This window comes from Flavobacterium alvei (assembly GCF_002920895.1).
Taxonomy (GTDB): Bacteria; Bacteroidota; Bacteroidia; order Flavobacteriales; family Flavobacteriaceae; genus Flavobacterium; species Flavobacterium alvei.
Window position 1 is genome coordinate 272,378 of sequence record NZ_PQVG01000006.1, and the last position, 14,116, is coordinate 286,493.

The window sequence follows — 14,116 nt, forward strand, 5'->3', positions numbered from 1 at the left end:
TATTAAAAATTAAGGTATTGTAAATCCAGTTGGGTTTTGTTGAATTGCAGCACATTGTCTAAATAATCCACCTGAATGGCTGTCGCGTTTTCTAAGCTTAAAATGTATTGAAAGAAATCTATTTCACCTTGTTGGTAACTTCTATTTCCCACTTTGATAATTTCTTCCGAGAGTTTTTTTCCATATTGATCGTAATAATTAATCGCTTCTTGGAACTTGGCCAATTCATTCATTTTTTGATTAATGTATTTGTCTATTTTTTGCTCTTCATTTTGCTTTTGTTGCTCCCAAGATTGCAATTCCAATTGGGCAACTTTCGATTTTGCTCTGTTACCAAAATAAAACAGTGGAATTCCAACTCCAACCTGAAAGCCATATATAGATTGGGATAAACCACTATTTTTTCCTTGAAAATAATCTAGGTTTAAATCGGGTAACCAATGCTGTTTTTGCAAACTGATTTGGTTTTTATAATTTTTAGTAACACTTTCTAAATAAGAAGAATACAACAACTTACTTGTTTCATTAGTTATCTTTTCAATTGGTTGAATTTTATGACTTGAAATGACTACTTTTTCTTCTGATTGTACTAGTGATTGTAAGATTTCATACTGCGCTTTTTTGTCATTTTCAATTTGTGAAAGCGTGGTGCTAATTTTTCTAAACTTGGCTTGAGCCGTAATTTTTTCAAGATAATTGGTTTCTCCCAATTCAAATTTTCGATCGCTAGCTTTGGAGAAATTTTGGTACAAACTATCCAAATAACGATACAATTTTTCTTGATGTTGCAAATACACAATATGATAATATGTATTGGAAACATTAAGAGTCAATCTGTTTTTCTGGATTTCATAACTAGCCTTTTCTTTCTCGTACTCGGCAGTAAAGGCATTTTTTTGCGCTCCATAAACCGTTGGAAAAGCAAAACGTTGTTGGATTCCAAAAACCTTCAAAGGTTCGTTATTTTGAGCCAAATTATTTTGGTCATAACTGTAATAAATATTGGTTTTATCAAACGAATAGGCATTATTGATGTTCGCTTTTGTTTTATCGACTTGCAATTGAGCCGCTTTTATTCCTTTACTATTTTCCAATGCCTTGGCAATCAAAGAGTCGAGTTCACTATTTGAACTTACATTTTGAGAAAAAGCAAATGAAGTAAACAACAATCCGATAAGAAGAAAAGTTTTCTTTTTATGAATTTTAAATTTTGCTTTCTTGAATTCTTTTCCATCAAAAACTTTGTACAAAATAGGTAAAACCACCATCGTTAAAATTGTTGCTGTAATCAAACCTCCTATAACCACCGTAGCCAGCGGACGTTGCACTTCTGCACCAGCCGATGATGAAATCGCCATTGGCAGAAATCCCAATGCTGCTGCTGCCGCTGTCAAAATTACGGGTCGCAATCTATCGGTTGTTCCTTTTAAAATTAATTCGTCCATATCTTCCATTCCGCTGTGTTTTAATTCTTTAAAATGTTCAATAAGTACAATTCCGTTGAGCACTGCAATTCCGAAAAGTGCAATAAAACCAACACCTGCCGAGATACTAAACGGTAAATCTCGCAACCATAAAAACAACACACCACCTACCGCCGAAAGCGGAATTGCTGAATACACCATCAAGGCTTCTTTGACGCTGCTAAAGGCAAAATACAACAAAATAAAAATCAAGAACAAAGCTATTGGAACGGCGATAGCCAAACGAGCTTTGGCACTTTGAAGGTTTTCAAATTGACCTCCATAACTGACAGAATACCCAACAGGGAGTTTAATTTTATTTTCCACAATATTCTGAATATCGAGAACAACACTTTGTAAATCTCGATTTCTCACGTTAATTCCCACCACAATTCTTCGATTGGTATTGTCTCTAGATATTTTTGCTGGACCTTCAGTATATTCGATACTTGCCAATTCGCTCAAGGGAATTTGTTCCCCATTTGGAACCGAAACATATAAATTTTGTAAATCTTCAATATCTCGACGATTGGTTTTGTCCAAACGAATGACCATATCGAAACGTTTTTCGCCTTCGAACACATTTCCAACTGCTTTTCCAGCAAAACCAAGTGCAATTATTTCGTTCAAATCGGCGATATTCAAACCGTAACGAGCAATTTTAGAACGGTCATAACTAACTGCCATTTGAGGTAAACCTTCGGTCTTTTCGATAATTACATCCGATGCTCCTTCGATATTTTGAATGGCTTTTTTAATTTCTTTTGCTTTTTCAGCCAATACTTCTAAATCCTCGCCAAAAATCTTCACTGCCACATCAGAACGTGTTCCTGAAATCAATTCGTTGAATCGCATTTCAATAGGTTGCGTAAATTCGATATCCATATTTGGAATTTGTCTGGCAATAGCCGTTTTTATTTTATCGGCCAACTCGTCTTTGCTAGAAGCGGAAACCCATTCTGATTTGGGTTTTAATTTGACAATAATATCACTTTCTTCCATACTCATTGGATCGGTTGGCACTTCGGCAGCACCAATTCTGCTCACGACTTGCTCCACTTCGGGAAAGTTTTTCAGAATAATTTGCTCAATTTTTGTAGTTGTAGCAATAGTTTTTGATAGTGAAGTTCCTGTTTTTAAAACGGGTTGAATCACAAAATCACCTTCGTCTAATGTTGGAATAAACTCTCCTCCCATTGTTGCAAACAACCCCATAGCCATAAATAATAATCCTACAGCTGCATACATTACCTTTTTGGTATTGGCCAAAGCCCAAGTAATTACAGGCAAATACCAAGATTGCATCAGTTGAATTAATCTATTGGATATTGACTTTGGATTTTCTTCGGTTGGTTTTAAAAATAGTGAGGAAACAACGGGAACATAGGTAAAACAAAACAACATCGCTCCCAATAAGGCAAAACTAAAAGTCATTCCCATTGGTTTAAACATTTTACCTTCGATGCCCGTCAAAGATAGAATTGGTATAAAAACAATCAGGATAATTAATTGCCCAAAAATGGCTGAATTCATCATTTTGGAAGCACTATTATAAGTGATTTGGTCAATCTCTATCTGGCGATCTTGTTTGGATAAAACTTCCAAGCCTTTGGATTTGTGAGCAATTTGGAATGCAATAAACTCGACTATAATTACGGCTCCGTCAATGATAATTCCAAAATCGATGGCGCCTAAACTCATCAAATTAGCATCAATTCCAAAAATATTCATCAATGAAATAGCGAAAAGCAGACACAACGGAATCACCGATGCAACAACCAAACCCGATCGCCAATTGCCTAACAATAAAACCACTACAAAAATAACAATCAAACAACCTAAAATCAAGTTCTCGGCTACGGTAAAAGTAGTTTTTCCAACCAATTCGCTTCGTTCCAAAAAACCGTTAATGTAAACGCCTTTTGGTAAACGTTTTTGAATTTCGGCAACCCTATTCTTGACATCTGTGATTACTTGTTTCGAGTTTCCTCCTTTGAGCATCATCACTTGACCTAAAACTTTTTCGCCTTCGCTATTACCCGTTATGGCACCAAAACGATTGGCATTTCCATAACGAACTTCGGCCACATTTTTGACATAAACTGGCAACCCATTTGTGTTTTTGACCACGATATTTTCGATGTCTTGAATGGATTTTACCTTTCCTTCGGCACGAATGAAATAACTTTGATTCGTTTTTTCGATATAAGCACCACCTGCAATACTGTTGTTTTTTTCTAAAGCATTAAATACATCCAAAGTTGTGATATTCATTGCTTTTAAACGTGAGGGAACGATGGCAATTTCATATTGTTTGAGATAACCACCCCAAGTATTGATTTCTACAACACCTTTGATTCCAGATAATTGCCTTTTCACTACCCAGTCTTGAATGGTCCTCAAATCAGTAACGGAATAGTGAGATTTGAATTCTGGTTTTACTTCCAGCGTATATTGATATATTTCGCCCAAACCAGTAGTAATGGGACCCATTTCGGGGGTTCCAAAACCTTGAGGTATTTTCTCGGAAGCCGATTTTATTTTTTCGGCAATAAGTTGGCGTGGAAGATAAGTCCCCAAATCATCATCAAAAACGATGGTTACTACCGATAACCCAAATTTTGATATGGAACGGATTTCTTTGACACCAGGCAAATTAGCCATTTCAATTTCGACAGGATAGGTAATAAATTGCTCTATATCTTGGGTCGAAAGATTGCGAGAAGTCGTGATTACTTGCACTTGATTGTTGGTTACATCTGGAACTGCGCCAATGGAAATTTGGGTAATGGAAAAAAGCCCATATCCAATAACCAAAAGTGTAAATAGTAAAATGATTAGTTTATTTCGTAAGCTAAATGCGATAATTTTCTCCAACATATAATTCTAATTTTATGTCACAAAAGTATTGAGAAATAGAAGACAAAATGCTTAAAAACAACTTAAGATATGCTTACGAAAAACTTAAAATATTGTAGTTTCATTCAACGGTTTTTTGATTTCGAATACATTATAAAGATACAGCAATCTGCCTATTTTTTCTTATTTTCTTTGAAATTGTATTTTCTTTCTTTATACAAATAAGAAGCGGTAATCACGTGTGCCAAAGCATCTTTTGCCAATTCTTTATTCAAAGTTACTGGAGTAAAAATAGTGTCTTTTTCAACCCTAAATTGTAAAGGATCTTTGTTGGGTTGCATAATAATTACTTGGTTATCTACTCTAAAAGCATTGATGTCATTGAATTGCATTATTGCCCGTCCTTTAGTATTTTCAGGAAGGAGAAACAAATTTCTTCCAGGCATTGGTGTAATAACATTCATTCCAATCTTGCTTAAAAGTGTGGGTTGCATATCAATTTGACTGCATAATTTGCTGTATTTTTCCCCTTTTGAAAAACCTGGTCCAATGATTAATGCTGGAATATGAAATTTGTGAATCGGAACCAAATGCTTTCCATACGTTCTAGTATTGTGGTCAGCAATTACAATGAAAATAGTGTTTTTATAATACCCTTCTTTTTTGGCCATTTCAAAAAACTTTCCAATAGAATAATCGGCATATTTCATTGCGTTGTTAACCGTATTTTTTTGTTTGTCATACAATTTAATTCTTCCTTCTGGATATTCAAAAGGTTCGTGATTAGAGGAAGAAAAAATTAATGAAACAAAAGGTTTGGTTTTTAATGACCTAAAATAATCATTAGCCTTTTTCATTACATCTTCATCAGACCATCCCCAAGTAGCATGAAAAACTGATTTTTTTGGATCAAAATGTTCTTCGTCAATTAAATTATCGAATCCGTTTCCGTTAAAAAATGACCCCATATTGTCAAAATTATCCATACCTCCATAAATAAAACTAGTATCATAACCTTTTGACTTTAACAAGCTGGCAATAGTATAAAAATCGCTTTGTGAGTTACTTAATTTCACAACACTTTCTGATGGCGAAGGTAAAAAACCTGTAACAACAGCTTCAATTCCACGTACACTTCGGGTTCCTGTACAATATAAATTAGTAAACAATAAACCTTCTTTTGACAATTTATCAAATTCAGGAGTTAAAGGCAATCCACCCAAACAGCCAACATATTCTGCACCTAAACTCTCTTCGAGAATAATAACAACATTATACGGTTTTGCAACCAAAGTATCCGAATATTGATTGTGTAGCAAAGGATATTCTTTATCAATAAAATCGTTATCAGAAACATTCATATATTTTTTGACCCTAGCAATAGCTTCATCAGGATTCATTTTCCCATAAACTTTATCACTATTACCTTCGTTTTTAATTGAATACAAAGCAAAAGCAACCGTATAAAAGGAATTCAATCCCATGCAATTCGTCAATTGATCGGTCGAAAATATGGCATTACTGGAATTGATGGGTCTTTTTGAAGTTAGACTAGAACGAGCACCAAAAAACAATAAAAAAGCAATCAAAGGAAATAAAATCAACTTGGTTTTGTATGCAGCTGGAACTATCCCAAAAAGTTTTTTTCTACGTTTTATCAAGACATAAATAAATGCCGTAATGATTATAAAAGTAGCAATAATAGATAGTAGATATCCTTTGTAAAGCAACTGAATAACTTCTTTGGGATAAATTAGATATTCAATAAATAATTGATTAGGTCTGGTATCATATTGTCCAATAAAATTGGGAGTTGCCAACTCCATAAACAAAATCAAAGACAAGAATAAAACAAAATAAATAGTAAAAAACACCCTTATTTTTTTCAATAAAGCATCCGGAAATAGGCAAATTAATAGCGTTGGAAGAAAAAGAATGTAACACAATAAAATCAAATCCATTCGCAAACCAATAGGAAAAATATGCCAATAATTTGGAGTTTGTGATACTCTTTCTTGAAATAGAAAGAATAAAAAAATTCGGGATAAAGTGGTAATGAATAACCCAATAAACAAGAAGTTAAATATGGGTTTAAGGAAGTCTATTTTTTTCATTATATAATATAAAACTGGAGTTTACTAATAATTTATAAAAATAGGTATTTAAATCAAATCAAAAATACAAACAACCTTAATATTTAATTAATATTCTACTAACACTTAGATAATGCTTATTTTATATTATTTAAAACTTAAAATTACCGAAGTTCCTTTATTGATTTCGCTTTGAATTTTAAATTGAATGTTTAATAATTCTGCCAATCGCTTTACGATGGAAAGTCCTAGGCCTGAACCTTTTATTTCAGGATGATTGGTTGGGTTCGAACGATAAAAAGGATTTGCAATTTTACCTAAATCTTCTTTCGAAATACCGATTCCATTGTCTGAAATGGTGCAAATCGTAGTCGTTTCATTTTGCGAAAGCGTTATTGAAATCGCCCCATTTTCATTCGAATATTTGATGGCATTGCTAATGATATTACTTAAAATAATTGACACTAAATAACTATCTGATTGAACATAATATTCTTCAAAAAATTGATGATTTATACTAATCTTTTTTTCATTAGCCTTCAATGAATATCTTGTTAAAATGTCTAATAATAAGGCATTCAAATATACTTTTTCGGTTTTCAAACTTTGAATCTGATTTTCGAATCTTGCCAATAACAGTAATTGATCAACCAAATTATTTAATCTATTGACTTCCGAAATTCCATAACTAATTTTCTCTTCATATTCTGACTGAGTTCTGGGTTTCCTAATCAAGACTTCTAAGGTTCCTTTCAAAACGGTCAGTGGAGTTCTTAATTCGTGTGAAGCATCCGAAGTAAATTGTTTTTCACGTTCTACAGCATTTTCGATGCGATCCAATAAATCATTAATAGTTTTCGAAAGAACATACAATTCGTCTTTGTTTTGAGGCAAAACGATGCGTTCTTTCAAATTATCTTTGGTAATTTGGCTTGAAGTTTGGGTAATGATTTTGATGGGTTTTATGCTTCTACCCGCAATGAATCTCGCAATTAAGAACAATAGAATTAAAATAAGCGGGAATGCAATATAAAGGGTAGTTCTCAAATTGGTCAATATCAGTGTGGCCTCGTCCAATGACATTGCAACAAAAAGGTATCCCACTTTTTTTCCTTTGGCTAAAAGTGGAATTTGGATTTGCCTAATGGGTTGTTTATCCAAAAATGAATCTACGAATTGATTGTCTTTTTGAACGCTGTATAATTCAAGTTGAAGCCCTTTCAGATTCGGAGATTTGTCAATTAATTTATTGTTGTAATCAAAAAATTGGACAAAAACAGGATTCACTTTTACCGAATTATTGTCTCTTTCTCGCCATTGATCTACTTGAATCAAGAAAGAATTATTACTGTCAATGGCTAATAATTTCAAATATTCTTCCGATTCTTCTAAAATATCATCATTGATATGCTTGTTGATGCTAAAAGAAGTAATTTGATAAATCACAAAAAAAACCACCGAAATTAAGATTGCGGTACTGAGTATATAATTGAAAGCGATTCTGTTTTTAAAGGAAAATGAAAACATACAATTAGTTTAAATCATTCGCAATATAGCCAACTCCACGAATGGTTTTGATTAAATCTTCTTCTTTGTTGAGATTGAGTTTTTTTCGAATAGCATTCATAAAAACATCTATAACGCCTGTGTCGTATTCAAAATGAATGTCCCAAACATCTTCTATAATTTGGCTACGTGTGCACACTTTTCCTTTGTTTCGAATCAAATAACTAAGCAATTCGAATTCGCGTTGGGTCAAATTAACTTCTGTTTCACCAGCTGTAACTAGGTGTTTGGTCAAATTAATTTCTATTCCACCCAATTTTAGAATTTCTGACTCAGATTGATTTCTGAAATGTATTTTTATTCGTTCGACCAATTCATCAAAGCTAAATGGTTTTTTGATGTAATCGTTGGCTCCTGCTTTGAGTCCTTCGATGGTTTCTTGAACGGTGTCTTTGGCGGTTAAAAAAATAATTGGTGTTTTGGCATCCGTTTTTCTAATAGCATTGCAAACTTCAATTCCAGTCATTTGTGGCAAAATCCAATCCAAAAGAATAAGATTTACTTTTTGGCTTAAAGCCAATTCAAGACCTGTTTTTCCATCATTGGCAACAAAAATAGAATATCCTTCTTCTTCCAAACCTTGTCTAAGAAAATTGGCTATTCCTATTTCGTCTTCAACTATTAAAATTTTCACCATTATTGTTCTATTTCGAAACGTAAAATTATTATATTAAGTGTTTCAAAAATTCTAAAAGAGAATATTAAGCCAAAATTAAGTTTGAAATAAATTGACAAACGCTAATTTTATTCAACTATTATTTCTATAGTTAATCATAATTTTGAAAAAAATAAGGTAATTTTACATTCATCAAGAAACTACTATTTTGTCTAGTTTCATAACTTGAATTCGCAAACAAAAAAGATTATGTTTCGGCACAAAGGTAAAAATAGAACTTTTGCACACGATTTAAGATTGGCCACTTTACTTTCTTTTGTAGCAGGATTAGTCAATATTACGGGTGTTTTGGCTTTGAAAACTTTAACAACTAATGTAACGGGACATTTTGCCTTTTTTGCCGAAGAAATAATGAAGCATAATTATGCTACTGCAATTACCTTTCTGGTTTTTACAGTTTTCTTTCTCCTAGGTTCGTTTCTCTCTAGTTTTTTACAAGAATTTATTTCAATAAAAAATCCTGATTTGTCTCATATATATCCCATTACGCTAGAAATGATTATTTTGATTGCGGTAGGTGCCTTCGGAACAAGTACTGGTTTATTTACTTTAGAAGGTAAATTAACTGCTTTTTTTATGCTTTTTGCAATGGGAATTCAAAATTCGTTGGTAACCAACATTTCAAGATCTACAGTTAGAACCACGCACTTAACAGGACTTTTTACTGATTTAGGAATCGAATTGTCTCAATTGTTTTTTTATAAAAAACCAGAAGAAATTAAAAAACTGAAATCTAGTATATTTTTACGTTTTTCAATCATTACCTTCTTTTTTATTGGCTGTTTTTCGGGTGGGATTATCTACCAATTTCTGGAAATAAAAACACTTTTTATTGCTACTTTCTTCCTCTTAATTGCACAATGGTATGATTATATGCGTCTGAAGTTTCATCTAATCAAGAGAAAAACGTTTAAATAATTGACTTATCAAATTTTAATTCAACAATTCAGGACGAAATTCAAAATGCATTGTATCATAATGTTTCCAATTTCCACCCCAAATAAAACCATACTTTTCGAAAATTGCGACCAACTTCAAAGGAATTTGATTGCGGTAGGAAAGCGTAGCATTTTCATTCGTACATTTACAATCCCATTGCCAATAATTTGATTTTTTAATATTAATATCTAAAGTCATTCCAAAACTGTGCATACTCAATCGGTTGGTTCCTGAAATTTTTCTCCAATTAAAAGTCCCTCCAATATTTTGAATGTATTTTTGAAATTCTGGATGTTGGTCTAATTCAGTCGATAGTTTTGTTACAATTTTATCAATATCATTAACCGTAGTTACTTTTATTTTTTGATGAACTAATTTGGGACACCAAATAATATCGACCAACTTCGACTCTACTTCGGATTTCGAATTTCCATAGATTTTCTTAAAAAAAACTTCGTTGCGAATTCTTCCTGGATCTTTTTTTGGCATTGAATTCTTGTTTATTTTACTGTAAACAAACCTAAATTGATCCTCAATATCTGGATTGTCGATTAATTCTTGATTATTTTTATTTTTAAAATCATCATAAATTAAAGTGGATTTGTCGCTAAAAATAATCTTGTTTTCCTTATATCCAACAATTTGATTCGGATAAACTTTCATCAATTTTTGTACATTTAATGGAATTTCTTGCGGAAAAACATTTTGGAAAATAAAGAGTAAAATCAAGAATCGTTTCATTTAAAAACGTTTTAATTGTGACGCATTGAAAGTCCATTCTGGAGTTTTCAACGTAGAACCAAAATCGGTATCATACCAAGGATTTATTGAAACGTTATTGGGATTTTTCAATATTTGAAGTTCCTGTGCTGGCATATAACTTTGTGCCAAAAGCATCACTTTTTGGTTGGTTTTAGGGTTTACGGCGACATCAACAACAATAACTGCATGACCAGGAAAGCCTCCTTTTATAAAAACATCACCAATTTTCACATCAGAAACTTTAATTGCTTTTAGCTCTTTTTCTAAGGAAGCTGTTCCTGCATACATAAAAACTGTCTCTAAATATTTCCAATACGTTTCATAACTAACCGACGGTTTTGCCGTTTTTACCCAGCTCGTTTTGTTGCCTTTGACAGCAATTCTATAACCCGCCGCCCATTTGCTAAAATCAACTCGAAAACCATTTGTGAAATTAAAATGTATTTTGTCATATTGCTTTTGACTATAAAAATAATCCGCTCTTAGACGCATTACAGCATCGGCACATTGGTGTAAATCCTGTTTTCCAATGGGTAAATTAACTACTGCTTCATAAACATTTCGATTGTATTTTTCTGTTCCATCAAAATACAAAACGTTAGATCCCAAAGGTTTTAATGGAAGATTTCTCAAAAAAAGCCCAAACGAAGACTCAGATTCAGCTTGTCTCACAAATCCCACTGGAGGCTGAAAACGTTGCTGGATGGTATTCCCATAAAGATTGCTTTTGACACTATTATTTGTCTTTGAAAATGAAAATGCACAAAAAATAGCCGTCAAAATTGCTGCAATAAATAAGAATTTAATTTTCATAATTTAGACTTTTAGTTTATTTCTACAATGAAAAAAACTTGAATATATTGTATTAATTAATCACAACATCCCGTTATATTTCCTCAAAAACCACTCGGCAGCCAAAATAATAGCTATCAAAACCAACAACCAAACCCAATCAATCAAAGGCGTTTTGGTACTAATCTCTTTTTGAAGAGCTTTATAATTTTCATCTTCTAAAAGTGTTTTAATTAAAGAATCTACTTGGTCTGGAAAATAAACTTTCCCTTGAGTTTGTGAAGCCAATTGGTTTAACTTTTGAACATCAGGATTGACGAACTGCTTTTCAATATCAAAATCTAAAATTTCAAAATGACTGGAATAACTAGTTTTTGAAATTAATTCTTTGACCGTAAAATTATAAGAACCTGCCGAAAGTCCGTCTAAATTAACCTTAAACGAATTATTACCTTTCAACAAGTCATAATTTTTGGCTTGCTTGGTTTTGGTATTCGTTACCGAAATAGTCAAACGCGCTTTCTCATCGAATTCGTAATTTTTATTGAAATAAGAAGCTAAAATCTCGATGGCTTCTCCTGAATTATAAAAACTTTCGTGATTGACCACCAACGATTTTTTGGAATCATTAGAAGCCAAAAACTGGATGATCTTATCTACAAAAACATCAAACTTTTCGAAAGATTGATGATCAATATGACTTTGTAAACGCCATTTCCAAACATTTTCTCCCAATAAAAAAGCCGAACGTTTGCCTTGATTTTCGGCAAAAGCCAATAAAGGAGCATTCGTGTTAATATTCCTGATTTTGGACGAAAGCAAAGTCGAAACATTTCCGTTTGTGGTTATCGTTCCAAAAGGATTTTGCAAAGGCGGAAAATTTTCAAAACCTATGTCATCCATCGCAAAAAGATTGAATTGCGAATTAAATTCGGCCAAATAATCTTCTTTTTGACCACTCATTTTAAAAACCAAATTGGGTTGCTGTTGGTTTAAAAAATTGAAATCTGTGTTATTTCCTGTTACAATAAATGTATTAATTCCAGCTACTTTATTCTTTTCAAAAAACGATTTAAATTCGTTTGTCGGTTGATACAAAATCAAAACATTGTAATCTTGTAATGAATTGATTGAATTTGGTTTAATAACAGTTACTTTTCGTTGTGCATTAGACTCAATCGCACGTTTCAAAGCTCCAATATCAGGATGATTTATTGCCGAAATTATAGCAACATTCGTTTTTTGGTCTATGATTTCAACGGCAAAATTCTTGGTATTATTATAACTATTTTTCTCTTTTTCTTTGGAAGAAATTGTCGCCTTAAAAACTTGTAAACCTACTTTATCAGCAGGAAGCAAAACGTTTACAATAGCCGTTTTTTTCGAAGAAGAAAAAGAAATACTTTGCTTTGCCAAAACCGAATTCCCTTGCGAAATTCGAAAATCAGCCGTGATGTTTTTGTTGCCAGAATAATTCAAAAATACTTCCACAGGAAATTTATTCTTGTGAAAAGCATATTTATTGACGTTCAACTGTGTTACTTTTAAGTCTAAAAAAGTCGTTGTGTCGCTAACAATCAAAGGGTAAATTTTATTATTAGCATCAAAAGAATAGACATAATCATTTCCAGAGGTTTGATTTCCATCAGTTATCAAAACCGTTGGAAAAACGGTATTTTTATAGATGCTTTTCAGGCTTTTGGCTACTTCATCTAAATTGGTTTGAGTTCCTTTGAAATCAAATTCGTCTGACTGTTGAAATTCACTGTCAAATCGATAGGATTGAACCTCGAATTTCTCCTGTAATTCTTTGTTGGCAGAAAGCTTTTTATACAATTCTAAAGCCATTTCTTTGGCTTTCAAATCGACAATTGAACTGGAGTTATCCACCACAATTGGCAATGGTGTTTTGATGGTTTCCAATGTTTTTCGACTCATTATTGGATTTATCAACAACAATAATAGTCCGAAAATGGACAAAAAACGCAAAAAAGCCAAAACCAAGCTGACTTTCGACTTGGTTTTGGCTTTGTAATAATATTGAAAAAACGACAAACCGCCTGCTATTAGTAAAGAAAGCAATAGTAATAGAATCGTGTTTGTAGTCATTTTTTTTGATTAAAAGATTGAAAAATTGAAAGATTTAAAAATTTCAACAATCTTTAAATCTTTCAATCATAAAATCATTAAATTGTTAAGTAAGCATTCCTCCACAAACATTCAATACTTGTCCTGTAACATAAGCACTCATATCCGAAGCCAAGAAAAGACAAGCATTAGCAACATCTTCAGTCGTTCCTCCACGTTTCAACGGGATTCCTTCTCTCCAACCTTTTACCACCTCTTCGCTTAACTTTGCAGTCATTTCAGTTTCAATAAATCCTGGAGCGATAGCGTTGCAACGAATGTTACGTGAACCCAATTCCAAAGCTACGGATTTAGTAAAACCGATGGCACCTGCTTTGGAAGCGGCATAATTCGTTTGACCCGCGTTTCCAGAAACTCCAACAACCGAACTAATATTAATGATGGAACCAGCACGTTGTTTCAAGAACGTTTTTTGAATAGCTTTGGTCATATTGAAAACCGATTTCAAATTCACGTTGATTACTTGGTCAAAATCAGCTTCGGACATACGCATTAGCAAATTGTCTTTAGTAATTCCGGCATTGTTTATTAAAATATCTACCGTTCCAAATTCGGCCAAAACGGCATCAACAAAAGTTTGTGCTTCATTAAAATCGGCCGCATTGGATTGGTATCCTTTAGCTTTGATACCCATTGCATTCAATTCATTTTCCAAAGCTTGAGCCGATTCTACAGATGAACTGTAAGTAAACGCCACATTGGCACCGTGTTTTGCAAAAACTTCTGCGATTCCTCTTCCTATTCCGCGACTTGCGCCAGTGATGATGGCTACTTTTCCTTCGAGTAATTTCATATTCTAAAATTAGTGTGATTATTTT

9 protein-coding genes are annotated in these 14,116 nt (G+C 32.9%); 1 reads left to right on the forward strand and 8 read right to left on the reverse strand.

Features of this window, described 5'->3' with window-relative positions:
* Positions 1-2: 2 nt before the first annotated feature.
* From C3L50_RS12130 to C3L50_RS12145, 4 genes are all read right to left on the reverse strand, one after another.
* Positions 3-4,343, reverse strand: coding sequence for a CusA/CzcA family heavy metal efflux RND transporter (locus C3L50_RS12130; RefSeq protein ID WP_103806438.1), 4,341 nt, complete (start codon positions 4,341-4,343; stop codon positions 3-5).
* Between the two features lie 152 nt (positions 4,344-4,495).
* On the reverse strand, positions 4,496-6,436 hold the full coding sequence (locus C3L50_RS12135; RefSeq protein ID WP_103806439.1) for an LTA synthase family protein: 1,941 nt from the start codon (positions 6,434-6,436) through the stop codon (positions 4,496-4,498).
* A gap of 126 nt (positions 6,437-6,562) precedes the next feature.
* Entirely contained in the window at positions 6,563-7,942 is a 1,380-nt protein-coding gene (locus C3L50_RS12140; RefSeq protein WP_103806440.1) for a sensor histidine kinase, read from the reverse strand.
* 4 nt (positions 7,943-7,946) lie between these two features.
* A complete protein-coding gene (locus C3L50_RS12145; RefSeq protein WP_103806491.1) occupies positions 7,947-8,615 on the reverse strand; it encodes a response regulator transcription factor in 669 nt (222 codons plus the stop codon).
* A 231-nt stretch (positions 8,616-8,846) separates the two neighbouring features.
* Between C3L50_RS12145 and C3L50_RS12150 the strand changes: the two genes are divergently transcribed.
* Complete coding sequence (locus C3L50_RS12150; RefSeq protein WP_103806492.1) at positions 8,847-9,575, forward strand: YoaK family protein; 729 nt, start codon at positions 8,847-8,849, stop codon at positions 9,573-9,575.
* A 15-nt stretch (positions 9,576-9,590) separates the two neighbouring features.
* On the opposite strand, the gene C3L50_RS12155 is transcribed toward C3L50_RS12150, so the two are convergent.
* The 4 genes from C3L50_RS12155 to fabG form a co-directional block, all read right to left on the reverse strand.
* The gene (locus C3L50_RS12155; RefSeq protein ID WP_103806441.1) at positions 9,591-10,337 is read right to left on the reverse strand and encodes a M15 family metallopeptidase; all 747 of its coding nucleotides are present in this window, start codon (positions 10,335-10,337) and stop codon (positions 9,591-9,593) included.
* A complete protein-coding gene (locus C3L50_RS12160; RefSeq protein WP_103806442.1) occupies positions 10,338-11,171 on the reverse strand; it encodes a DUF4846 domain-containing protein in 834 nt (277 codons plus the stop codon). It lies immediately after the preceding gene.
* A 60-nt stretch (positions 11,172-11,231) separates the two neighbouring features.
* Complete coding sequence (locus C3L50_RS12165) at positions 11,232-13,259, reverse strand: hypothetical protein (RefSeq protein WP_103806443.1); 2,028 nt, start codon at positions 13,257-13,259, stop codon at positions 11,232-11,234.
* Positions 13,260-13,344: 85 nt separating this feature from the next.
* Positions 13,345-14,091: a 3-oxoacyl-[acyl-carrier-protein] reductase gene (gene fabG / locus C3L50_RS12170; protein ID WP_103806444.1), complete on the reverse strand. Its 747-nt coding sequence runs from the start codon at positions 14,089-14,091 to the stop codon at positions 13,345-13,347.
* Positions 14,092-14,116 lie beyond the last annotated feature (25 nt).